The organism is Streptomyces lavendulae subsp. lavendulae, from assembly GCF_002803845.1.
Taxonomy (GTDB): Bacteria; Actinomycetota; Actinomycetes; order Streptomycetales; family Streptomycetaceae; genus Streptomyces; species Streptomyces lavendulae.
Genome location: NZ_CP024985.1, coordinates 6,916,860 through 6,939,981, shown reverse-complemented (window position 1 = coordinate 6,939,981; position 23,122 = coordinate 6,916,860). Strand labels below are relative to the sequence as shown.

Sequence of the window (23,122 nt, the reverse complement as noted above, 5' to 3'; positions counted from 1 at the left end):
CGATGCCGGTCACCGTACTGCTCGTCGACGACGAACCCCTGGTGCGCGCGGGTCTGCGCGCCGTCCTGGACGCCCAGCCCGACATCGAGGTGGTGGGCGAGGCCGCGGACGGGGCCTCCGTCATCCCACTGGTCCGCCAACTGCGGCCGGACGTGGTGGCGATGGACGTGCGGATGCCCCTGCTCGACGGGATCGAAGCCACCCGGGCGGTCCTGCGGTCGGTGGACTCACCGCCGAAGATCCTCGTGGTCACCACCTTCGAGAACGACGAGTACGTGTACCAGGCGCTGCGCGCCGGAGCGGACGGTTTCCTGCTCAAGCGGGCCCGGCCCTCGGAGATCGTCCACGCGGTGCGGCTGGTGGCGGAGGGAGAGACCCTGCTCTTCCCCTCGGCCGTCCGTGCCCTGGCCGCGGAGTACGGCAACCAGCAGGCCCGCGCGGTGCTCAAGCGGGCCGCGCTCACCGACCGTGAGGAGGCGGTGTTGAGGCTGATGGCACGCGGCCTGACCAATGTGGAGATCGCGGGGGAACTGATCGTCGGCCCCGAGACGGTGAAGTCACACGTCAGCGCGATTCTGGGCAAGCTGGGGGCGCGTGACCGCACCCAGGCGGTGATCACCGCGTACGAGTCGGGGTTCGTCTCCCCGGCCTGAGGAGAGGGAGGATCCGGCTGATGGGGGGACTGGTCCTCGCAGCTGCGCCGGGGGCGCAGTACGATCCGGCTGACAGGGCCGCTAGCTGGGAGGACACACGTTGGGGCAGCTGACCGGCGGGGATCCCTCTCTGCTCCGGCGGATCAATTCGGCCGTGGTGCTCCGGGCACTGCGCGCGGCCCGTTCGCCGACCCTCACCGACCTCACCCGGGTCACCGGGCTCTCCCGGCCGACGGTCGAGGGGGTCGTGGAGGGCCTGATGGGCACCGGGCTCGTCGTCGAGGCCGAGGCCCAGGAAGGCGCACGCCGCCAGGGACGGCCCGCGAGGAGGTTCCGCTTCCGTGCAGAGGCCGGGCACCTGCTGGGCATAGAGATCGGCTCGCACCGGATCGCGGTGCTGCTGTCCGGGCTCGACGGCCGGGTGATCGGCGCCGGAACCAAGGAGGTCGCCGAGACCGCTTCGGCCGACGAGCGCCTGGAGCGGGTCAGGGCGGCGGTGGCCGATCTGCTGCGCCGGGCCGGGGTACCGCGGGACTCCCTGCGGGCGGTCGGCGTGGGCAGTCCGGGAATCGTGGAGGCGGACGGCACCGTCCGCCTCGGCACCGCACTGCCCGGCTGGACGGGGCTGCCGCTCGGGGATCGGCTGCGGCGCTCGTTCCGCTGCCCGGTCCAGGTGGAGAACGACGCCAACGCGGCGGCGGTCGCCGAGCATTGGAAGGGCGCGGCCCGGGACACGGACGACATCGTGTTCGTAATGGCCGGGCTGAGCCCCGGTGCGGGCTCGCTGATCGGCGGCAGGCTGCACCGCGGGTTCGGCGGCGCGGCGGGCGAGATCGGCGCGCTGCACCTGCTGGGCCGCGAGGTCACCCCGGAGCGGCTGCTGTCCACCACAGGCGAACCCCTGCACCCACTGGACGAACAGGCGGTCGCGGAGGTCTTCGCCATGGCCAAGCGGGGTGACGAGCGGGCGGTCGCCGCGGTGGAGCGGTTCATCCAGCGCCTGGTGCACGACGTGGCGGCGCTGGTGCTGGCGATGGATCCGGAGCTGGTGGTGGTCGGCGGCTGGGCGGCCGGGCTGGACGGGGTCCTGGAACCGCTGCGGCGAGAACTGGAGCGGTACTGCCTGCGGCCGCCGCGGGTGGCGCTGTCGCTGCTCGGCGAAGCGGCGGTGGCGACGGGGGCGTTGCGGCTGGCGCTGGACCACGTGGAGGAGGAGCTCTTCGCGGTGGAGAAGACGGTCACCGCACGCCGCTGACTCCCCCGCCCGCCCACTGCCGTGGCGATGGGTCGGGAGCTGCCCCGCCCGTCCCCGCACGAGGCGGCCCCAGGCCTGCGCAGGGCGGCCCGTTCCCGCGCGACACTCCCCGCCTCGTGCGGGGCGGCTCACACGACACGTCTGGGCCTGGCCTGCGGCCCGGTGGCCCGGTGGCGTGCTCGGACGCAACCGTCCTGAGGAGCCGCGGTCCCGGGCCTGCCGGGCAGGACAGCGCGACGGACACGTTCGGCGTCGGTGCGGGAGGCCACAGCCCGATGGGTACCCGGAGGGGCGGCGGGCGGGCCCCTCCGCGTGAGCCGAAGGCCGACGGTCTTGAGGGGCCGGTCCCGGGCCCGTGAGGCAGGACAACCGGACGGACACCGCCGGTGTCGGTGCGGGGCCGTAGCCCGCTCGGCACCCAGAGGGGGTGGGCGGGCTCCCTGCGCGGGGGCCGATGGCCGAGGGGGCGGGGACCCGTCACCGTTCGGGGGGAGGGGGTGCGACTCGGCGGGGGCAACTGGCAGGGGGTGAACCGGACATGCCGAGGGTGGCCCGGCGGTGCGCTGTTAGCCTGATCGGCATGATCATGAAGAGCGCCGGGCGGCGGATATCCGGCTTGTCGGCGCCGGACCGTCCGCAGCGTGCCCTGATCCTCGCGAGCTTCGTCAGCCGGGTGGGCAACGGGCTGTTCAACACCGCTTCGGTGCTCTACTTCACGCTGGTGGTGCACCTGCCCGCCGCGCGGGTCGGTGTCGGCCTCACGATCGCCGGTCTGGTCGGGTTGCTGGCCGGGATCCCGGCCGGAAACCTGGCGGACCGGTACGGGCCGCGCACGGTCTGGCTGACGGCCCTCGCGATGCAGGCCGCGACGATGGCGGCGTTCGTCTTCATCCACGACTGGGTCACGTTCACGCTCATCGCCACCCTGGACCGGCTGGCGGCAACGGCGGGCGGCGCCGCGGGCGGCGCCCTCATCGCGCGGGCCGGTGGTGAGCGCCCGGCCGCCTTCAGGGCGAAGCTCCGCACGTTCGTCAACCTCGGCGTGGTCCTGGGCACCCTCGGTGCCGCCTTCGCCGTCTCGGTCGACACCCGTACGGCATACACCGTGCTCATCCTCGCCAATGCCGCCAGCTTCGCCGGCGCGGGCCTGATCGCCCTGGGCGGTGTCCCGAACTACCGGCCCCTGCCCCGGCCCGAGGAGCACCATCGCGCGGCCGTGCTGCGGGACCGGCCGTTCGTGTCCTTCGTGGCGCTCTACAGCGCGATGGGCCTGCAGTACCAGACCGTCTCCCTGCTGCTGCCGATCTGGCTCTCCGCCCACACCGACGCGCCCCGCTGGACCGTGGCGGCGGTCTACGCGGTCAACAGCGGGGTGTGCGTACTGCTCCAGAGCAGGATCGGCTCCCGGGTGGAGACGCCGCGCCAGGGTGGCCGGGCGTTCCGCCTCGCGGGGCTGTTCTTCCTGGTCAGCTGCCCCTTGATGGCGCTGACCGCAGACGTGCCGGTGTGGGTGGCCCCAGGGCTGGCCGTCCTCGCCGTCGTCGTCCACAGCCTCGGCGAGGTATGGGAGTCCTCGGGTGGCTTCGCGATCGGCTTCGGCCTGGCCCCCGACCACGCCCAGGGCCAGTACCAGGGGTTCTTCGGCGTCGGCTTCGACGCGGGGCAGGCCCTGGCTCCGGTGGTGCTCACGACGGTGGTCCTGGGACTGGGGCACACGGGCTGGCTGCTGCTCGGCGTGTTCTTCGCGGCGCTGGGCGCGGCAGGGCCTCCGGTGGCCGCGTGGGCGGAGCGCACCCGCCGCCCGGACCACGACACGGCCGACCCGGCACGCGACCGGCCCGACGAGGCCCCGGCCCCGCTTCCCGACACCGTCTAGTCAGAGGGAAGGCCGGGTCAGGAGGCCGCTCGGGTCTCGGTGATCTCCACGCCCGAGTCGCCGAAGGTCAGGCGGCAGGTGTCGGCGCGGTACGTGGCCACGGAGACGGCGGCGGTGCCCTCCGTGGTGAAGTAGCGGGTGGTCACGAGCAGCACGGGCGCGCCGGGCAGCCGGTCCAGTTCCTTGGCGTCGTCGGCGCGGGCGGAGCCCAGCTCGACCGAGCGGTCCTGCCCGTCGAGGGTGAGCCGCTGGAGTTCCCGCAGGACGGCGCGCGCCCGCGCGGGTCCGGCGGGGGCGTCGATGGCGGAGAGGCCGGGCACGGACGCGGCGGGCACGTACAGCAGCTCGGCGGCGACGGCCTGGCCCCCCGTGACCCGGGTCCGGCGCACGGTGTGCACGGGCTGGTCGGGGGCGGTGCCGAGGAGCTTGAGGACGGCGGCGGCGGGGACGGTCTCGGAGGCGTCCACGGCCTCCCAGCCGTCGGAGCCCTCACCGGGCCAGCCGTGCTGCGTGCTGTCGACGGCGACTCCGACCCGCGGCGGGGCGACGGTGGTGCCGACTCCACGGCGGCGCTGCAGGCGGCCTTCGAGTTCGAGCTGCTCCAGGGCCTGACGCAGGGTGGCGCGGGCGACGCCGAACCGCGCGGCGAGTTCACGCTCGTTCGGCAGGATCTCGCCGACCGCGAAGTCCTGGTCCAGCGCGTCGCTGAGCACGGTCTTCAGGTGCCAGTACTTCGGCTCCGGCACCGATTCGAGCTGCGTGGTCCCCACCCTGACTCCTCCTGCAATCGCCGCTATCGCCGTGTTCGAGCGGCAGTTCCGCGCCGCAGTTCCGTGCCTTTGTTTATTAAAGGTTCCTGCACTATCCCTGCGACGATAGGACGGCGCACCCCCTTGGTCAAGACCAATGCTCGCCGCTTTGCCGGGCAGATCGGGCATATGTAGCAAGCCGTTCACAGGATGTTCGCGCTGCCCACCCGCGGCCCACCAGCCCGTCATCCCGCTCTTCATCCCGCTCTTCATCCCGACGTCCACCCCGGCCTCCCACCTCGGCCTTCCCCGTCGACCTTCCCCGTCGGCCGGAAGTCTTGTAGGCGGGGGCTACCGGGCGGTAATCATGGGCACAGTCGTTACTGACGGCCTGTCTCACACGCGTCCACCCGACGAGGAGCAGCATGACCGCCACGGTCTCGTTCACGATCGATTCGCCGCTCGGCCCCCGCCCCGCCACCGTCGCCTACGAACGCAAGGGCGCGGGCGAACCGCTCCTGCTGCTGCACGGCATCGGCCACCACTTCCAGGCCTGGCACCCGGTGAGCGACGTCCTCGCCGCCGACCACGACGTGATCGCCGTCGACCTGCCCGGCTTCGGCACCTCCGCCCCGCTGCCGCCGGGGGTGCCCTACGACCTCGCCACCGTCGCCCCGGCGCTCGGCGCGCTCTGCGCCGCCCTCGACGTCGAGCGCCCGCACGTCGCCGGGAACTCCCTCGGCGGGCTGCTCGCGCTGGAGATGGGCCGCAGCGGCCTGGTCCGCTCGGTCACCGCGCTCTCGCCGGCCGGGTTCTGGTCGCAGGCCGAGCGCCGGTACGCCTTCACGGCCCTGCGCGCCATGCGCGTCGGCGCGCGGACGCTGCCCCTGCCCGCCCTGGAGCGGCTGTCGCGCAGCGGCCCCGGCCGGGCCGCGCTCACCGGCACCATCTACGCCCGTCCGGCCCACCGTTCCCCCGGGGCCGTGGTCGCCGAGACCCTCGCCCTGCGGGACGCCACCGGCTTCGAGGAGACGCTGGCCGCGGGGGCCTCCGTACGGTTCACGGACGACGTGCCGGGCATCCCCGTGACGATCGCCTGGGGCTCCCGCGACCGGCTGCTCCTGCCCCGGCAGGGCGTGCGCGCCAAGTCCGCCGTCCCGGGGGCGCGGCTGGTGCGGCTGCCGGGGTGCGGTCACGTGCCGATGAACGACGACCCGGCGCTGGTGGCGCGCGTGATCCTCGACACCGCTCGGGCCGTGGGCGCGGGTGCCGCCCGGTCATGAGCGGCTGACGGCTGTTCATCCGGGGTTCGCGTGGGCGACGCGGCCGGTCCGGTGTGCGGCGGCACACTGGTCCGGCCCGCCCCCGCCGGCCCCTGGAGACGACACCGATGGCACCGATGCCGCACACCCGACGGTCCCTGCTCGGCGGTTCGCTCGCCGTCCCGCTGGGCCTCGCCCTGTCCACGGCGTTCGCCGCACCCGCCCTCGCCGCCCCGGCCGGGGCTCCCGCCTTCGCCCGCTCCGGCCGGCCGACGGCGCTCTGGGGGGTCCAGTCCGGGGAGATCACCTCCCACTCCGCCACCGTCTGGACCCGGTCCGACCGGCCCGCGCGGATGTACGTGGAGACCTCCCCCAGCGAGTCCTTCCGCTACGGGGTGCGCCGCCACGGCGGCCCCTTCCTCGGCCCGGCCACCGACTTCACCGGTACGGCCACCCTGCGCGACCTGCCGCCCGGACGGCAGATCCACTACCGGGTCGTGCTGACCGACCCGGACGACTCGCGCCGCTCCGGCGAGCCGGTGCGCGGCACCTTCCGCACCACGCCCGTCTCCCGCCGGGGCGACGTGCGCTTCCTGTGGTCCGGTGACCTGGCGGGCCAGGGCTGGGGCATCAACCCCGAACTGGGGGGCTACCGCGTCTTCGACGAGATGCGGCTGCGCGACCCCGACTTCTTCCTCTTCAGCGGCGACACGATCTACGCCGACGGGCCGATCCAGGCCGCCGTTCCGCTGCCCGACGGGCGCATCTGGCACAACGTCACCACCGAGGAGAAGGCGAAGGTCGCCGAGACCCTCACCGAGTTCCGCGGGAACTTCCGCTACAACCTGCTCGATCGCAATCTGCGCGACTTCTACGCGCAGGTCCCCGTCCTGGCCCAGTGGGACGACCACGAGGTGCGCAACAACTGGTACCCCGGCCAGCTGATCGACGATCCCCGCTACACCGTCAGGGACGTCGACACCCTCGCCGGCCGGGCCCGCCAGGCCTTCGGCGAGTACTTCCCGGTCACCGACCTGCGGGGCGGGCGCGCCGAGGGACGGATGTACCGGGTGCTGCGGCACGGCCCGCTGCTGGACGTCTTCGTGCTCGACATGCGCACCTACCGCGACGCCAACTCCCCCGGCCGCCAGACCGAGGACGCGGTCGGCATCCTGGGCGCCGAACAACTCGCTTGGCTCAAGCGGGAACTCTCCCGTTCCCGGGCCACCTGGAAGGTCATCGCGGCCGACATGCCGCTGGGCATCGTCGTCCCGGACGGGGCGGTGAACTTCGAGGCGGTCGCCCAGGGCGACCCGGGGGCCCCGCTCGGACGCGAACTCCAGATCGCCGACCTCCTGCGTCACATCAAGCACCAGCACATCACCGGCACCCTCTGGCTCACCGCCGACGTCCACTACACGGCCGCCAACCACTACGCCCCCGAGCGCGCCGCCTTCTCCGACTTCGCGCCGTTCTGGGAGTTCGTGTCCGGCCCCATCGGCGCGGGCGGGTTCCCGGCGGGTCGGCTCGACGCCACCTTCGGCCCGCGGACGGCCTACGTCCAGTCGGCTCCGGTGGCCAACATGTCCCCGGCCGAGAACCCCCCGTACTACGGCGAGGTGGAGATCGACGGCGGCAGCGGGGAGCTCACGGTCCGCTTGCGCCGCCAGGGGGGCGGCGTACTCTTCACGCAGGTCCTCCAGCCGGGCCGGGTGGGACAGGAGTGACCGCGGTGCCGCGGGCCGGGCACGAAACGAGCACGAGCGGGGCGGCCCCGGCGGGACGCGGCGGAACGCGGCGGAACGCGGCGGGACGCGGCGGGACCCCATTGGAAATCCGCCTGAAAACTGGGAGAAACCGGCCAGATCGACGCTTAACCAGTCGGTCACAGATCGTTCGTGATCACGCAACACCCCTGAGCCACAGTGGTGTGCATGACTGACCGTACCCCCGTCTCCGCAGCCCCGCGTCCGCACCGCCACCACTGGCGCCGTGACCTCGTCGAACTCGCCGCCCTCTTCTGCGCCGTGGCGGTCGCCGACGGCATCGCCAACCTCGTCGCCCACGGCCCCGGCGGCCCCGTCCTGCTGGTGGCCTCGGCCGTCGCACTCCTGGTCACGGCGGCCTTCCACACCTGGTGGGCCCGTCGGCACAGCCATGCGCCGCCCCCGGCCGACACCGCGCCCTCCGATCCGGCGCCGTCCGCGGTGGCCGGACCGGCGGCCACCGGGGCCGGCACCACCCTGTGGCGGATGCGGACGACCGTCCGCGACGAGCCCGGCAGCCTGGCGGCGCTGTGCACCGCGCTCGCCGGCAAGGGCGTCGACATCCTGAACCTGCAGACCCACCCCCTCCCCGAGGGCGGCACGGTGGACGAGTTCCTGCTGCGCGCCCCGCAGGACCTGCCCTCCGGCGACCTCACCCGTGCCGTCGCGCGGGCCGGCGGCCACAACACCTGGATCGAGCGCGCCGACGCCCACGACCTGGTGGACACCCCCACCCGGGTGCTGGGCCTGGCCACCCGCACCGCCCTGGACGCCGCCGAACTCCCGCTCGCGCTGCGCCAGCTGCTCGGCCGCTGCACCATCCACTCGATCCCCGCGACCACCCTCTCCGGCCGCCCCAACGCGGGCGCCGACGCCCCCGTCGAGGGGGTCCTGGAGGCGACCGTGATGCGGCTGCGCGACCCGTCGGGCGGCGCGATCACCGTCGAGCGGCCCTACCTTCCCTTCACCCCGACCGAGTTCGCCCGCGCCCGGGCCCTCGTCGAGCTCGACGCCCGCCTCGGCCCCCGCGTCCCGCGCGCCCAGGACGTCCTGACGCTGCCCGAGGGCAACGAGATCACCGTGCGCCGCGCCGACGGCGACGACCTCGCGGCGGCCCGCGCGATGCACGACCGCTGCACCGAGCGCACGCTCGGCCTGCGCTACCACGGCCCGGTCTCCGACGCGGACCGCTACCTGGGCCACCTGCTCAGCCCCCGCTTCGGCCGTACCCTCGCCGCCACCACCGCCTCCGGCAAGCTGGTCGCCCTCGGCCACCTGCTGTGGGACGGCGACGAGACCGAGGTGGCTCTGCTCATCGAGGACGACTGGCAGCGCCGCGGCATCGGTTCCGAACTCCTGCGCCGGCTGCTGGCGATGGCCGTCGAGACCGGCTGCGACAGCGTCTACGCGGTGACCCAGGCCTCCAACACCGGGATGGTCGCCGCCATGCGCGGCCTCGGCCTCCCCCTCGACTACCAGATCGAGGAGGGCACCCTGGTGATCACGGCCCGGCTGGGCGCGACCCCCGTCCCCACCCGCCCGCCGTACGAACTCCCGCGCGCGCAGGCCCCGTACGAGGCCCGGCCCCGGCACCGGGGCTGAGGTCCCGGGCCCGGACGGGCACCGTCCGGGCCCGGCCGCCGTGCTGGGGCCGCGCTCGACCCCGGGTCGCGCGGCGCTGGGGCGCGGAGGCGGCGGTTCCCGCCGGGGCGCACCGGCGTCGCGCCGCCCGACGGGTCGCGCCACCGGCCCGAACCGGGCCGCGCGCAGGGCGGTCCCGGCCCGGCGGGCACGGCACCCGACAGGAGGCTGGGGAAGTACGGTGATGACGTAGGGGTGTCCGTCGTACGAAGATGGCCGCATGTCAGAGACCCTCCACAGCGACAGCGCAGCCCGTCTGCCCCGTCAGGTCGCCGACGCGTACGTCGACGACCTCATCGCCATCGACCCGATCACGGGCACCTACCTCGGTGTCGCCGCCAGCTCCGGCAAGCTGCCGGACTACTCCCCCGCCGGCCGCGCCGCCGCCGCCGAGCTGTCGCGCACCACCCTCGCCCGGCTGGACGCCGCCGAGCGGCTGCCCGGTGCCGACACGGACGCCGAGCGCCGCTGCGCCCGCCTGCTGCGCGAGCGGCTCAACGCCGAACTCGCGGTCCACGAGGCCGACGAGGACCTGCGCGCCGTCAGCAACATCCACTCCCCCGCGCACTCCGTCCGCGAGATCTTCACCGTCACCCCGGCGGACACCGAGGAGGACTGGGCCGCGATCACCGAGCGGCTGCGCGCCGTGCCGGCCGCCTTCGCCGGCTACCGCGAGAGCCTCGCCCTCGGCCTGGAGCGCGGGCTGCTCGGCAGCCCGCGCCCCGCCGCCACCTTCGTCGAGCAGCTCACCACCTGGGCCGGCCAGGGCGCGGACGGGACCGGGGACTTCTTCGGCACGTTCGCCGCCGCCGGACCGCAGTCCCTGCGCGCGGAGCTGGACGGGGCGGCCGCCGCCGCGACCGCGGCCGTCGTCGAACTGCGCGACTGGATGCGCGACGTGTACGCCCCGGCCGTCGCGGACGCCCCCGACCCGGTGGGCCGCGAGCGCTACGCCCGCTGGTCGCGGTACTTCAACGGCACCGACCTGGACCTGGACGAGGCGTACGCCTACGGCTGGTCGGAGTACCACCGCCTGCTCGCGGAGATGAAGGAGGAGGCCGCCAAGATCCTGCCCGGCGACCCGAACCCGTGGGACGCGCTGCGGCACCTGGACGAGCACGGCACGCACATCGACGGTGTCGACGAGGTCCGCGCCTGGCTGCAGGGCCTGATGGACGAGGCGATCGAGAACCTCGACGGCACCCACTTCGAACTCGCCGAGCGGGTCAAGCGCGTCGAGTCGATGATTGCCCCGGCGGGCGGCGCGGCGGCGCCGTACTACACGAACCCGTCGGAGGACTTCTCCCGTCCGGGCCGCACCTGGCTGCCGACCATGGGGCAGACCCGCTTCCCCGTGTACGACCTCGTCTCCACCTGGTACCACGAGGGCGTGCCGGGCCACCACCTCCAGCTCGCGCAGTGGACGCACGTGGCCGACCAGCTGTCGCGCTACCAGGCGAGCGTGGGCCTGGTCAGCGCGAACGCCGAGGGCTGGGCGCTGTACGCGGAGCGCCTGATGGACGAGCTGGGCTACCTCAAGGACGCCGAGCAGCGCCTTGGTTACCTGGACTGCCAGATGATGCGCGCCGCGCGGGTGATCGTGGACATCGGCATGCACCTCGGGCTGGAGATCCCGGCGGACTCCCCCTTCCACCCGGGCGAGCGGTGGACGGTCGAGCTGGCGCAGGAGTTCTTCGGCCTGCACAGCGGCCGGCCGGCGGAGTTCGTCGAGAGCGAGCTGACCCGCTACCTGTCGATGCCCGGACAGGCGATCGGCTACAAGCTGGGCGAGCGCGCCTGGCTGCTGGGCCGGGACAACGCCCGTGCCGCGCACGGGGAGTCCTTCGACCTGAAGGCGTGGCACATGGCCGCGCTGTCGCAGGGCTCGCTGGGCCTGGACGACCTGGTGGACGAGCTCTCGAAGCTCTGACCCCGCGGGCCGCGCACGGCGACGGGCCGCCCGTTCCCCCGGGGGACCGGGCGGCCCGTCGCCGTGCGGGCGGCCGCGCCGGCGCGGACGGCCCGCGTCCGCGCCGCGGTTCAGCAGCCGCAGTCGTCCGAGTCGGTGGGGGCGGTCAGCGGGTCCGCCTCGGCGCGCTGCTCGGTGCCCTGCCAGGTCTCGACCTCGAAGCCCTCGCGGATCCAGTACTCGATGCCGCCGAGCATCTCCTTGACCTGGAAGCCCAGTTCGGCCAGGGCGAGGGCGGAACGGGCGCCGCCGTTGCAGCCGGGGCCCCAGCAGTACGTCACCACGGGCACGTTCCGGTCGAGGAGCCGCTCGGCCTGCTCCGGGATCAGGGCGGTGGGCAGGTGGACCGCGCCGGGCACGTGGGCCTGGTCCCAGGAGGGGGTGGAGCGGGAGTCGACCAGCTGGAAGCCCAGCTCGGCGCCCTGCTCGCGGTGGGCCTTGAAGGCGGCGGCGACATCGGACACGTCCGCGTGGAAGGCCAGGCTCGCGGCGAAGTACGCGGCGGCGGCGGCCGGGCTCGCCGGGGGGACCCGGAGCACGGGGTTGGCCGGGGCGGACGCACCGGTGGAGGACGCACCGGTGGCGGAGGCGGCGGGGGCGGGGGCGGAGGGGGCGGTGGTGGTGGTGCTCTGCGTCGTCGTCATGGCTCAAAATCTACGAAGCCTTGATCATCTGCGGAAGCGAGTTTCCCCGGCGTTTCCCTTGTTCCGGCGCGTATTTCCCTGCTAGACCTGCGGAATGACCGACTATTCCCCCGACGCCACCGACTGGCGGATCCTCGCGGCCCTCCAGGAGGACGGCCGCGCCAGCTTCACCGAGCTGGCCCGGACCGTCTCCATGTCCCCGAGCGCCGTCACCGAACGGGTCCGCCGGCTGGAGGAGGCCGGGATCATCACCGGCTACACCGCCGTCGTCGACCACGAGAAACTGGGCAAGACCATCCTGGCGCTGGTCCGGCTGCGCTACCCGCACGGGAACTACAAGCCGTTCCACGACTTCCTGGAGGCCACCCCGGACATCCTGGAGGCCCACCACGTCACCGGCGACGACTGCTTCGTCCTCAAGGTCGCCGCCCGCTCCATGGCGCACCTGGAAGAGGTCACGGGCCGGATCTCCGGTCTCGGCGCCGTGACCACCAGCGTCGTCTACTCCTCCCCGCTGGCCCGGCGTCCGCTCAGTCCGTGACCCCCGCCGTGCGGTGGCGCACCACCGAGCCGCCGCGCTGCTTGACGATCTCCAGCTGGGCCTGGACCCGGGTGCGCAGGTCGCCGACGTGGCTGACGATGCCGACGCTGCGGTCCCGTTCGCGCAACGAGTCCAGTACGTCCAGCACCTCGTCCAGGGCCTGGTCGTCGAGGCTGCCGAAGCCCTCGTCGATGAAGAGGGTGTCCAGGCGCATCCCGCCGGCCTCGTCGGTCACCACGTCGGCCAGGCCGAGGGCCAGGGCGAGGGAGGCGAAGAAGGTCTCGCCGCCCGAGAGGGTGGCGGTGTCGCGCTCGCTGCCGGTCCAGGCGTCCACCACGTGCAGCCCCAGTCCGGAGCGGCCGCGGCCGCTCGCGCGGGCGTCGGAGTGGACGAGGGTGTAGCGCCCGCCGGACATGCGCAGCAGGCGGACCGTCGCCGCGGCGGCGACCTGTTCCAGCCGCGCGGCCAGGACGTACGCCTCCAGCCGCATCTTGCGCTCGTTGTCGGCGGAGGTGCCCGCGGTGAGTCCGGCCAGGCGGGCCACCCGCTCGTACGCCTCGCGCAGCGGGCCCAGGGCGCGCAGCTCCTGCTCGGCCCGGCGGGAGAGCCGGTCCAGTTCGGCGCAGCGCACCCGGGCGGCGTCGACGGCCGAGGCGGCGGACCGCAGCCGGGCCGCGGCGCGTTCCTCGGCGGCCTCCGCGGTGTGCGGGTCGGCCGGGGGCAGGGCGGCGGCCCCGGCGGTGTCCCCTTCGGCGGCCCGCTCGGCCAGCATCGCCTCCTCCGCCTGCCAGGCGTCGGCGCGGCGCTGGAGGGCGGTGCGTTCGTACTCGGGCAGGACCGCGTCGGCCGCCGCCTCGACGGTGTCGAACCCGGCCTTGAAGGCGGCGTCGGCCAGCTGGTCGTCGGCCTCCTTCAGCCGTGCCGCGGTGATCTCGGCCCGGCGCAGCGAGGCGGCGGCGCCGGTGACCATCCGGATCCGGTCCTCCAGGGTGCGGGCGCGGGCGGCGACACTGGGCGAATCTCCCCGTACGAGGACCAGTTCGGCCTCCAGAGAGGCCTGCTCCCGGTCCAGGGCCTCGCGCCGGGAGGCCCTGGCGGCCGCCCGGCGTTCGGCGTCGAGCCGGTCCGCGCTGCGCGCCTCGTGCTCGCGTTCGGCGCGGGCGAGGCGCTCGCGGGCGGTGTGGAGTCCGGCGGCGTCCGCGTGGGCGGCGGCATGACGGGAGCTCAGGTCCGCGGTGAGGGCGAGGAGTTCGGCGGTGCCGGACGCTCCGGCCGCGGAGGCGGCCTCGGACTCGGCCTCGCGGACGGCGGCGAGCCGGCGTTCGACGGCGGCCCGGCGCTCCTCGGCCTCCTCGAAGCGGGCGTGGGCGGCGTCCTCGGCGGCCCGGTCGACGTGCCCGGGGGCGGGCCTGGCGGGCGCGGGGTGCTCCGCCGATCCGCAGACGGCGCAGGGCTCCCCGGTGGTGAGGGCCGCGGCCAGTTCGGCGGCGATGCCGCGCAGCCGGGCCTCCTTGAGCTCCAGCCAGCGCTCGCGGGCCGCCGACGACTCCTCGCGCACGGAGACCAGCTCCCCGCGGACGGCTTCGGCGTCGGCGGCGAGGGCGTCCCGCCGCCGGGCGGCGGTCAGCTGCATCCGGGCGGGCTCCAGCCGCCCCGCGAGCTGCTCGGCCAGCGTGGCGGCCTGCTGCGCGGCGTCGACGCGCTCCTGGAGGGCGCCGCGGGTGGCCTCCCAGCGGGCGAGCCACTCGGCGGACTCCTGGTGCTGCTCCTCGGCGTCCCGGGACTCCCGCTCCAGGGTGGCGCGCTCGCGGCCGATCTCGGCACTGCGCTGTTCCGCCCGCTGGGCGGCGCCGGCCGCGCCGAGGTCCTCGCGCAGCCGCTGCTCGACGGCGGCCAGCTGCTCGGTGCCGGCTTCGGCGAGGGCCGGCGGGAGGGCGGCCCGGGCGAGGCCCTCGGCGTGCGCGGCGGTGAGGTGGGCCGCGCCGGCGGCTCCGCGCAGTTCCAGGGCGGGGGCCACGAGGGCGCCCCGGCGGGCCCGGTCCAGGAGGTCCCGTACCCGCTCGCGCTCCGGCCCGGCGGCCCGGAGCAGGGCGGCCCGGCGGTCGGTCTCGGCGTGGCGGCGCTGGAGCCGGTCGAGCTCCCGGGCCTCCTCGGCGGCGCGCCGCGCCGCGTGGTGGCGCCCCTCGACGGCGGCGAGCGTGTACTCGGCGACGGTGAGCCGTTCCCGGGCGGAGCAGCGGGCGACGGCGGCCCAGGCCCGGACGGCCCCGGCGAGGCCCGGGTCGCCCGGCTGGTGCGCGGGCAGCGGCCAGGCCCGCAGGTCGGCGCAGTCCCCGGCGGCCTGGGCGAGCCGCTGGGCGGCGGCGAGCACCTTCTCGTCGCCGGCCCGCACCTTGGCCTCGGCGGCCCGGCGGCGCTCGGCGAGGAGGGTCTCGACGGCGGCGAAGCGGCGGGTGTCGAAGAGCCGCCCGAGGAGCCGGCCGCGCGCTTCGGCGCCGGCCCGCAGGAACTGGGCGAACTCCCCCTGCGGCAGCAGCACCACCTGGCAGAACTGCTCGCGGCTCATGCCGAGGAGCTGTTCGATCTCCTCGCCGATCTCCTGGTGGGACTTGCTGAGTCCGGTCCAGCCCTCCCCGGTGTGCTCGCGCAGCAGGCTCTGCGCCTTGTCCTTGGTGGTGCCGGAGCCGCGTTTCTTGGGGCGGTCCTGCTCGGGGCGCCGGGTGATCTCCAGGCGGCGCCCGCCCACGGTGAGTTCGAGGGTGACCTCGGTGGGGGTGCCGGGGGCGGCGTGGTCGCTGCGCAGGGTGGTGCCGGGGGCCTGACGGGAGCCGGGCACGGATCCGTAGAGGGCGTAGCAGACGGCGTCCAGGACGGAGGTCTTGCCCGCGCCGGTGGGTCCGTGCAGCAGGAAGATCCCGGCGCCGGAGAGGGCGTCGAAGTCGATCCGCTGGGGTTCGGCGAAGGGCCCGAAGGCGGTCACTTCGAGCCGGTGCAGCCTCATCGGGCGCTCTCCTGACGGTGTTCCCGGTCCTCGCGGGAGCTCTGGACGCGCACCTCGTCGAAGGCGGCGCGCAGAACGCCCCGCTCGGCCTCGTCGGCGCCGCCCCCGCCGCGCACGTGGGCGACGAAGTCCTCGGCGATCTCCTGGTCGCTGCGGCCCCTCAGGCGCTGGGCGTAGGAGGCCGTGCCGTCCTCCTCGCGGCCTTCGGGGTCGAAGGCGAGGCTGAGGGTGTGGGGGAAGCGGGTGGCGAGCCGGGCCATGGGGTCCTCGGGGCGGACCGGGTCGGTGAGGGTGGCCTCGACCCAGCTGTCCTCGCGGCCGGCCAGCGCGGGATCGGCCAGGAGGTCCTCCAGGCGGCCGCGCAGCCGGGCGAGCGGGCGCGGCACCGGGGTGTCGATCCGCTCGGCGGTGACCTCGCCGGCCGGGCCGAGCTCGACCAGCCACATGGTCTTGCGGTGGTCGGCCTCGGAGAAGGAGTAGGCGAGCGGGGAACCGGAGTAGCGGACCCGTTCGTTGATCGTCTGGCAGCCGTGGAGGTGGCCGAGGGCGGCGTAGTCGATCCCGTCGAAGACGGCCGCGGGCACGGCCTCGACCCCGCCGACGGCGATGTCGCGCTCGCTGTCGCTGGCCTGCCCGCCGGTGACGAAGGCGTGGGCGAGGACCACGGAGCGGGTGCCGGGGGCCCGGTCGGCCAGGTCGGCCCGGATCCGGTCCATGGCCGCGCCCAGCACCGCCTCGTGGCTCACCTTCGGCGCGCCGAACTCGTCCTTGACCAGAGCCGGTTCCAGGTACGGCAGCCCGTAGAGGGCCACGTCACCGTGTACGTCGGCCAGCACCACGGGGTCGGCGCAGCCGGCCGGGTCGGTCCTGAGGTGGATCCCGGCCCGGCCGATCAGCCCGGCGCCGACCCCGAGACGGCGGGCCGAGTCGTGGTTCCCGGAGATCATCACCGTGGGCACGCCGAGGTCGGCGAGCCGGTGCAGCGCCCGGTCGTAGAGCTCGACGGCGGGCAGCGGGGGCACGGCCCGGTCGTAGACGTCCCCGGAGACGAGGACGGCGTCGACCCGGTGCTCCCGGACCGTCTCGACGAGGTGGTCGACGAAGGCGGCCTGGGCTCCGAGCAGGTTCACGCGGTGGAAGGACCGGCCCAGGTGCCAGTCGGAGGTGTGCAGGAACTTCACTCGACCGCTCCGACCCGCACGCTTGCTCTCCTCGTGTCTCCACGCCCGACCGGTTCGCACCGGACCCGCTCCCGACCCGGTCCGACCCGGCCCGCCCGCGGCCGGGCAGGGGCCTCGCCGACGGACCCCGCACCGACCCTCCAGGCTAACCCGTCCCCGCCCCCTTCCCCCGCCCGTTACGGGATCATGGCGGCGGCACGAAAGGTCTGTGGCCGAACTCCCCTTACGGCCTTGCGCACTTGTCCGCCGCCGCGGCCGCTGGCTAGCTTCGCCGCATGCCGCTCACCCGACCCGTCCGCGTCCGTCCCGCGCTGCTCGCCGCCGGCTCCGCCGCGCTCCTCGCCCTGACCGCCGCCGTCCCCTCGGCCGCCGCGCCCGCGCCCCCGCTCCAGGCCGGGTCGGGATCGGTGGTGCTCGACTGGTACGACACCACCGCCCGGACCGTCGCGGCCGCGGCGGCTCCCACCCAGATCACCAACAACCGCACCTGGGCGATCGGCTGGATCGCCGCCGCACGGGCCACCCGGGAGGCCCCCGCGGGCCCGGCCCGGGGCCGCTTCCAGGACGCCGCCGTCGCCTCCGCGGTGCACGACGTGCTGGTCGGCCTCGCCCCGTCCCGCCGGGCCGACCTCGACGCGGCGCTGGCCGCCACCCTGGGCCGGATCCCGGACGGCCCCGCCGAGGAGGGGGGCGTGGCGGCGGGTGCCCGGCAGGCCGCGGCCGTGCTGGCCGCCCGCGCGGGCGACGGCCTCGACCCGGCCTCGGTGAACGCGCCGTTCCCGGTGCCGCCCGCCGCCCCGGGGGTCTGGCAGCCGACGCCCGACGGGTACGCGCCCGCCGCGCAGTACGGCAACCGCCTGGCGAAGCCCTTCCTGCTGGAGCGCGCCGACCAGTTCCGGCTGGGCCCGCCGCCCGCGCTGGACTCCCGCCGCTACCGGACCGACCTCGCCGAGGTACGTGCGTACGGGGCCGCCGACAGCGCCGTGCGCACGCCCCGCCAGACCGAGACGGCGAACTTCTGGTACGCGTCCTCGCAGGTCCTCTACACCGAACCGCTGCGGGTGGCCGTGGCCCGCTCGCACGGCTCGACCGCCCAGCGGGCGGAGCTGCTCGCGCTGTTCCACGCCGCGTCCGTCGACACCCAGATCGCCACCTCCGACAGCAAGTACACGTACGTGCGGTGGCGGCCGGTCACCGCGATCCGGACCGGGGACATCGGCACCGACCCGGCGTGGACCCCGCTGCACCAGACCCCGGCCCACCCCGACTACCCGAGCGGCCACGCCACGTACGCGGGTGCCGCGCAGGCGGTGCTGGACGCCCTCGCCGGGCCGGTGACCGCCCCGTTCGGGCTGACCAGCCCGACGGCGCCGGGCGTGCGGCGCACCTACACCGGGTGGCGGCAGCTGACCCGGGACAACGTGGACGCCCGGGTGTACGCGGGGATCCACAGCCGCAGCGCCGACGAGGCGGGCGTCCGCCTCGGCGAGGCCGTCGGACAGTACGCGCTGCGCCACGCCGACCGGCTGTACGGCACGCTCTGACGGCACTCCGCCGCGGGCCGGGCCCGGCCCGCGGCGGATCCGGTCAGCCCTCCGCGTAGGCCTCTCCGCCGAGCTCGAAGCCCGCGGTCCCGGCGGTGACGTCGGCGAGCCATGCCCGGAAGCCCTCGACCTCCGCCTCGGGGAGGCCGATCTCGATCGAGACGGCCTCCCCGTAGCGCACGTCCAGCACCGCCCGCCCCGTGGAGCGCAGGTCGTTCTGGGTCTTCCCGGCCCGCTGGTGGTCGACGGTGACGGTGGCCAGCCGGTAGCGGTGCCGGGTGACGGTCCCGAGGACGTCCAGGGCCTCCCCGACGACCCCTCCGTAGGCCCGGATGAGCCCGCCGGCGCCGAGCTTCACGCCGCCGTAGTACCGGGTGACCACGGCCACCGCGTACCGGATGTCGCGCCGGGTCAGCATCTGCAGCATGGGCACTCCGGCGGTACCGCCCGGTTCCCCGTCGTCGCTGGCCTTCTGCACGGAGGCGTCGGCGCCGATCACGTAGGCGTAGCAGTTGTGCGTGGCGGCGGGGTGCTCCTTGCGGACGCGCGCGATGAACTCCTGCGCCTCCTGCTCCGTGGCCGCGGGCGCGAGCGAGCACAGGAACCGCGATCGGTTGATCTCGGACTCGTGCGTTCCCTCTCGGGCCACGGTCACGTACTGGTCTGCCTTCACCGCTCCACCCTACGGGGAATCGGACGGACGTCCCTTTCGTTGTGGCGGGGAGAGCAGAGCGGTCCGGAGCAAGCAGGAGGCGGCGCGCGTGTACGGCGACCCGGCGACCATTCGCAAGATCCTCACCGAACTCGGTGACACATGGGCCGTGGTGGGCCTGTCCAACAACCAGGACCGGGCGGCCTACGGGGTGGCGCGCGTGCTGCAGCGGTTCGGGAAGCGGGTCGTTCCCGTCCACCCGAAGGCGGAGACGGTGCACGGGGAGCCGGGGTACCCGTCGCTGGCGGCGATCCCGTTCCCGGTGGACGTGGTGGACGTCTTCGTGAACAGCGCGCTGGCCGGCGCGGTCGCCGACGAGGCGGTGGCGGTGGGCGCCGGGGCCGTCTGGTTCCAGCTGGGCGTCGTCGACGAGGAGGCCTTCGCCCGGACCCGCGGGGCGGGCCTGGAGATGGTCATGGACCGCTGCCCCGCGATCGAGATCCCGGCCCTCTAGCCGGTCCGTCGGCCCCTTCGGCGCCCGCGTGGGCCCCCCGGCCCGCCGCGGGTGCTCAGTGGGCGCCCGTCACCCCCTGGACCGGCGGGATCGAAACGGCCATGGTCATCTCCATCGGCCCGGGGCCGTCGTTGCGGTAGGCGTGCGGCAGGTTCGCCTCGAAGGAGACCGCCCCGCCCGCCGGGACCACGTAACGGTCGTCGGCGATCTCCAGGGTCAGTTCCCCGGCCGTCACGTGGAGCATCTCGAAGGTGCCCGCCGGGTGGGGGTCGGAGGCCGTGCCGTCCCCGGCCTCCAGGCGGTAGATCCACATCTCCACGGGCCCGCGCCGGTCGTCGCCGAGCAGCATGCGCGCCTCGCTGCCCGTCCCGCTGGACCACATCCGCACCCCCTCCCCCGGCTGCACCACGCGCACCTGAGGGCTGCGCTCGTGGTCGAGGAGGGTGGTGATGCTGACCCCGAGGGCGTCGGCCAGTTTGACCGTGGTGCCCACGCTGGGGTTCGTACGGGCCTGCTCGATCTGGATGATCATGCCGCGGCTCACCCCCGCGCGGGCGGCGAGGGCGTCCAGGGTGAATCCGCGCTCACCGCGCCACCGCTTGAGGTTCCGGGCGAGCGCCTGGGTGAGCTGTTCGAGGTCCGACACCATTCCGTCCAATATTTTGGATGACACAGTCCAACAGACTGAACTAACCTGCGGTGTATTCGATGCTGCACTCCACCGTTCACCGCACTGTACTGCGAGGTCCTGCCATGACCGCCCTGTTCGCCCTGGCCACAGCCGTGCTGTGGGGCCTCGCCGACTTCGGCGGCGGGCTGCTGACCCGTCGGATACCGGCGCTGACGGTGGTCGTGGTCTCGCAGATCGCCGCCGTCGCCGTGCTCGGGGCGATCGTGATCGGCACCGGCGCCTGGCGGGAGGCCGGACCGCAGCTGTGGTTCGCGGTGGCCGCCGGTCTCGTCGGCCCGGCCGCCATGCTCAGCTTCTACAAGGCGCTGGCCCTCGGCCCGATGGGCGTGGTCTCCCCGCTCGGCTCCGTCGGCGTGGTGGTCCCGGTCGGGGTGGGTCTGGCCCTCGGCGAGCGGCCCGGACCGGGGCAGTTCGCGGGCATCGCCGTGGCCGTGGTCGGCATCGTCCTCGCGGGCGGCCCCGAGCTGCGCGGCGCCCCCGTACAGCGGCAGGCCGTCGTCCTCACCCTGCTCGCCGCCTTCGGCTTCGGCGCCGTCATGGCCCTGATCGCGCACGCCTCCACCACCCTGACCGGCCTGTTCCTGGCCCTCTTCGTCCAGCGGGTCACCAACGTGGCCGTCGGCGGCGCCGCCCTGTGGGCGCAGGTCCGGCGCGGCAGCCCGGCCCTGCCGGCCGGCACCGGACCGCGCGTGCTGTGGAGCCTGCTGCCCGCCCTGGCCTTCGTCGGCCTGGCGGACGTCGCGGCCAACGGCACCTACTCCATCGCCGCCCAGAACGGCCCGGTCACCGTGGCCGCCGTACTGTCCTCGCTCTACCCGGTGGTCACCGCGTTCGCCGCCTTCGCCGTGCTCAAGGAACGGCTGCGCAGCGTGCAGGCGGCCGGCGCCGGACTGGCCCTCGCGGGCACGGTCCTGCTCGCCGCGGGCTGAGCGGGGGGCCGGGCCGCGGCGGGCGGGACCGGCTCAGGCCTGCTCGGCCTCCGCCAGCAGCGCCAGCCCCCGCAGCTGCTCCGGCGTCATCCCGTCCGGGATCGGCACCGGGGCCGGGGTGCGCAGCGGCGGCTGCCAGCCCGTATCGGGTTCCCACCGGCGCACGATCCGGGCCGGCGCCCCCGCCACCACCGCGTGGTCGGGCACCTCGCCCCGTACGACCGAACCCGCGGCCACCACCACGTTGCGGCCCAGCCGGGCCCCGGGGAGGATCACCGCTCCGGTGCCCAGCCAGCAGCCCGGTCCGATCTCGACCGGCGCGCTGCGGGGCCACTGCTTGCCGACGGGCTCGTGCGGGTCGTCGTAGCTGTGGTTGGTGGAGGTGATGTACACCCCGGGCCCGCAGAAGGTGTCGTCGCCGATGCTGATCCGGGTGTCGGCGATGACGTGGCTGCCGCGTCCGAGCACCACGCCGTTGCCCAGCACCAGCACCGGTTCGGACCCGAGGTCGAGGTCGGGCATCATCCCGGCGGTCAGGGTCACCTGCTCGGCGATGATGCAGTGCTCCCCGAGCCGGATCCAGCGCTCCCCGAAGACGGTGCCCTGGGGGAAGGCCAGCCGGGTGCCTTCGCCGATCGCGCCGAAGCGCAGCCGTCCGGGGTGCTGTGCGGTGACCGCGCCCGCCTGCTGCATCCAGCGCCAGCCGGCGTGCACCACGCGGCCGGCGATCCGTCGGCGCAGGGCCGTCAGCGATGAGAACGTGTTCTGGTTCTTCGGCACCCGGCCACGGTAGTGCGCCCCGCGCCGCGCCGCCCGGCCACGTTCCTGTGATCTTCACCCCATCGCGGGGCCGCCGCGGCGCGTGCCCTACGGTGCCGATAGCGCGGCATCCGGAAGCAGAGGGAAACGACCATGACGCAACAGCCGAACCAGGACCGGGCGGGACTCATCGCGGGGGTCGGCGACCGGCACCCGTCCGTGGACCCGACGGCCTTCACCGCTCCGACCTCCGTCGTGGTCGGCGACGTCACCCTGGCCGCCGGCGCGAGCGTCTGGTACTCGGCGGTGCTGCGCGCCGACTGCGGCCCGATCACGCTCGGCGCGGACAGCAACGTGCAGGACAACTGCACGCTCCACGTGGACCCCGGCTTCCCGGTGTCCATCGGCGAGCGCGTCTCGATCGGGCACAACGCCGTCGTGCACGGCTGCACCGTGGAGGACGACTGCCTCATCGGGATGGGCGCGACGGTCCTGAACGGGGCCGTCATCGGCGCCGGTTCGCTGGTCGCGGCGCAGGCGCTGGTCCCGCAGGGGATGGTGGTCCCGCCCGGTTCGCTCGTCGCGGGCGTGCCGGCCAAGGTGCGGCGGGAGCTCACCGAGGAAGAACGCGAGGGGATCAAGGTCAACGCCGCGATGTACACGGAGCTGGCCAAGCAGCACCGCGCCTCGGTGACGCCGGACGCCTGAGCACGGGCCTGACCGGCTCCGGGCCCCGCGGGGCCCGGACCGGCCTCAGTCGGAGGCCGTCGCGGCGGCGGCCGTCGCCGGCTCCGCCTCGTGGACCTCGGCGGCGGCCTTCTTCATGCGCAAGCGCAGCACCAGCGTCACGGTGAGCCCGATCAGCAGGGCCACCACCAGCGCCAGCCAGGAGAACCGCTTGAGCCACGGCTCGGCGACGATGCCTACGGTGTAGATGACGGCGGTCGTGCCGCCCGCCCACAGGATGCCGCCGAGGACGTTGGCGATCAGGAACCGCCAGTACGGCATGCGCAGGACGCCCGCGAGGGGCCCGGCGAAGATCCGCAGCAGGGCGACGAACCGGCCGAAGAAGACGGCCCACATGCCCCACTTGTCGAAGGAGCGCTCCGCGAGGGCCACGTGAGCGGGCCCGAAGTGCTTGGGGAAGCGCCGTCCGAGCCGTTCCAGCAGCGGCTTGCCGCCCCGGCGCCCGATCGCGTACCCGATGGAGTCGCCGATGATCGCCCCGGCGACCGCGCAGGCCCCGAGGACCACGGGGTCGATGTGTCCGTGCTGCGAGGCCAGCAGGGCCGCGCTGACCAGGATGATCTCCCCGGGCAGCGGGATGCCGAGGCTCTCCAGTCCGATGACCAGGCCCACCAGGAGGTAGACACTGATCGCCGGAATCGTCTCCAGCCATTCCTGGATGTGCACCGGTACGTCCTCCCGAGTCCTCGGCGGCGCGCCCCCGTGACACGCCGAACGGGCAGCCTATCCGCTCTCCGTGACAGCCCCG

Annotated in this window: 20 protein-coding genes; 12 read left to right on the top strand and 8 right to left on the bottom strand. The window is 74.7% G+C overall.

The genetic code is table 11. The annotated features are described in order from the left end of the window. Positions 1 to 2 precede the first annotated feature (2 nt). The 3 genes from SLAV_RS31080 (at position 3) to SLAV_RS31070 (ending at position 3,784) form a co-directional block, all read left to right on the top strand. Positions 3 to 653, top strand: coding sequence for a response regulator transcription factor (locus tag SLAV_RS31080; RefSeq protein ID WP_030236739.1), 651 nt, complete (start codon positions 3 to 5; stop codon positions 651 to 653). 100 nt (positions 654 to 753) lie between these two features. Beyond that, the gene (locus SLAV_RS31075) at positions 754 to 1,908 is read left to right on the top strand and encodes an ROK family transcriptional regulator (RefSeq protein WP_030236736.1); all 1,155 of its coding nucleotides are present in this window, start codon (positions 754 to 756) and stop codon (positions 1,906 to 1,908) included. A 580-nt stretch (positions 1,909 to 2,488) separates the two neighbouring features. Next, the gene (locus SLAV_RS31070) at positions 2,489 to 3,784 is read left to right on the top strand and encodes an MFS transporter (RefSeq protein WP_078950546.1); all 1,296 of its coding nucleotides are present in this window, start codon (positions 2,489 to 2,491) and stop codon (positions 3,782 to 3,784) included. A 17-nt stretch (positions 3,785 to 3,801) separates the two neighbouring features. On the opposite strand, the gene SLAV_RS31065 is transcribed toward SLAV_RS31070, so the two are convergent. Next, positions 3,802 to 4,554 (bottom strand): GntR family transcriptional regulator, encoded by a 753-nt coding sequence (locus SLAV_RS31065; protein ID WP_030236730.1) that lies wholly within the window; start codon positions 4,552 to 4,554, stop codon positions 3,802 to 3,804. 404 nt (positions 4,555 to 4,958) lie between these two features. Here SLAV_RS31065 and SLAV_RS31060 point away from each other — a divergent pair, with 404 nt between their 5' ends. The 4 genes from SLAV_RS31060 (at position 4,959) to SLAV_RS31045 (ending at position 11,132) form a co-directional block, all read left to right on the top strand. After that, the gene (locus tag SLAV_RS31060) at positions 4,959 to 5,816 is read left to right on the top strand and encodes an alpha/beta fold hydrolase (RefSeq protein WP_030236727.1); all 858 of its coding nucleotides are present in this window, start codon (positions 4,959 to 4,961) and stop codon (positions 5,814 to 5,816) included. 107 nt (positions 5,817 to 5,923) lie between these two features. Continuing rightward, positions 5,924 to 7,522, top strand: coding sequence for an alkaline phosphatase D family protein (locus SLAV_RS31055; RefSeq protein WP_394298628.1), 1,599 nt, complete (start codon positions 5,924 to 5,926; stop codon positions 7,520 to 7,522). Positions 7,523 to 7,729: 207 nt separating this feature from the next. Further along, on the top strand, positions 7,730 to 9,163 hold the full coding sequence (locus tag SLAV_RS31050; RefSeq protein WP_030236722.1) for a GNAT family N-acetyltransferase: 1,434 nt from the start codon (positions 7,730 to 7,732) through the stop codon (positions 9,161 to 9,163). A 259-nt stretch (positions 9,164 to 9,422) separates the two neighbouring features. After that, positions 9,423 to 11,132, top strand: coding sequence for a DUF885 domain-containing protein (locus SLAV_RS31045; protein WP_030236720.1), 1,710 nt, complete (start codon positions 9,423 to 9,425; stop codon positions 11,130 to 11,132). Between the two features lie 110 nt (positions 11,133 to 11,242). Here the strand turns inward: SLAV_RS31045 and SLAV_RS31040 are convergent, their stop codons facing one another. Continuing rightward, positions 11,243 to 11,815 (bottom strand): rhodanese-like domain-containing protein, encoded by a 573-nt coding sequence (locus SLAV_RS31040; protein ID WP_030236717.1) that lies wholly within the window; start codon positions 11,813 to 11,815, stop codon positions 11,243 to 11,245. Positions 11,816 to 11,909: 94 nt separating this feature from the next. Between SLAV_RS31040 and SLAV_RS31035 the strand changes: the two genes are divergently transcribed. Next, positions 11,910 to 12,356 carry an Lrp/AsnC family transcriptional regulator gene (locus SLAV_RS31035; protein ID WP_030236714.1) on the top strand — a complete coding sequence of 149 codons (447 nt, stop codon included), beginning with the start codon at positions 11,910 to 11,912 and terminating at the stop codon, positions 12,354 to 12,356. Here the strand turns inward: SLAV_RS31035 and SLAV_RS31030 are convergent. Both SLAV_RS31030 and SLAV_RS31025 read right to left on the bottom strand, forming a co-directional pair. Beyond that, positions 12,346 to 15,357, bottom strand: coding sequence for an AAA family ATPase (locus tag SLAV_RS31030; protein ID WP_030236712.1), 3,012 nt, complete (start codon positions 15,355 to 15,357; stop codon positions 12,346 to 12,348). The two genes, SLAV_RS31035 and SLAV_RS31030, sit on opposite strands and share 11 nt — an antisense overlap. Then, entirely contained in the window at positions 15,354 to 16,538 is a 1,185-nt protein-coding gene (locus SLAV_RS31025; protein WP_030236709.1) for an exonuclease SbcCD subunit D, read from the bottom strand. Before SLAV_RS31025 ends, SLAV_RS31030 begins: the two co-directional genes overlap by 4 nt. 275 nt (positions 16,539 to 16,813) lie before the next feature. Here SLAV_RS31025 and SLAV_RS31020 point away from each other — a divergent pair, with 275 nt between their 5' ends. Beyond that, complete coding sequence (locus tag SLAV_RS31020) at positions 16,814 to 18,082, top strand: vanadium-dependent haloperoxidase (protein WP_030236707.1); 1,269 nt, start codon at positions 16,814 to 16,816, stop codon at positions 18,080 to 18,082. Positions 18,083 to 18,125: 43 nt separating this feature from the next. On the opposite strand, the gene SLAV_RS31015 is transcribed toward SLAV_RS31020, so the two are convergent. Further along, entirely contained in the window at positions 18,126 to 18,755 is a 630-nt protein-coding gene (locus SLAV_RS31015; protein ID WP_030236704.1) for a YigZ family protein, read from the bottom strand. An 88-nt stretch (positions 18,756 to 18,843) separates the two neighbouring features. Here SLAV_RS31015 and SLAV_RS31010 point away from each other — a divergent pair, with 88 nt between their 5' ends. Next, a complete protein-coding gene (locus SLAV_RS31010; protein WP_030236695.1) occupies positions 18,844 to 19,248 on the top strand; it encodes a CoA-binding protein in 405 nt (134 codons plus the stop codon). 55 nt (positions 19,249 to 19,303) lie between these two features. Here the strand turns inward: SLAV_RS31010 and SLAV_RS31005 are convergent, their stop codons facing one another. Continuing rightward, positions 19,304 to 19,894: a helix-turn-helix domain-containing protein gene (locus SLAV_RS31005; protein WP_030236692.1), complete on the bottom strand. Its 591-nt coding sequence runs from the start codon at positions 19,892 to 19,894 to the stop codon at positions 19,304 to 19,306. A 107-nt stretch (positions 19,895 to 20,001) separates the two neighbouring features. On the opposite strand from SLAV_RS31005, the gene SLAV_RS31000 reads away from it, so the two are divergent. Continuing rightward, positions 20,002 to 20,868 carry a DMT family transporter gene (locus SLAV_RS31000; protein WP_030236689.1) on the top strand — a complete coding sequence of 289 codons (867 nt, stop codon included), beginning with the start codon at positions 20,002 to 20,004 and terminating at the stop codon, positions 20,866 to 20,868. A 33-nt stretch (positions 20,869 to 20,901) separates the two neighbouring features. On the opposite strand, the gene SLAV_RS30995 is transcribed toward SLAV_RS31000, so the two are convergent. Next, complete coding sequence (locus tag SLAV_RS30995) at positions 20,902 to 21,648, bottom strand: acyltransferase (protein WP_030236688.1); 747 nt, start codon at positions 21,646 to 21,648, stop codon at positions 20,902 to 20,904. Between the two features lie 132 nt (positions 21,649 to 21,780). Between SLAV_RS30995 and SLAV_RS30990 the strand changes: the two genes are divergently transcribed. Then, complete coding sequence (locus SLAV_RS30990; protein ID WP_030236685.1) at positions 21,781 to 22,335, top strand: gamma carbonic anhydrase family protein; 555 nt, start codon at positions 21,781 to 21,783, stop codon at positions 22,333 to 22,335. 45 nt (positions 22,336 to 22,380) lie between these two features. Here the strand turns inward: SLAV_RS30990 and SLAV_RS30985 are convergent, their stop codons facing one another. Continuing rightward, complete coding sequence (locus SLAV_RS30985; protein ID WP_030236683.1) at positions 22,381 to 23,040, bottom strand: DedA family protein; 660 nt, start codon at positions 23,038 to 23,040, stop codon at positions 22,381 to 22,383. Positions 23,041 to 23,122 lie beyond the last annotated feature (82 nt).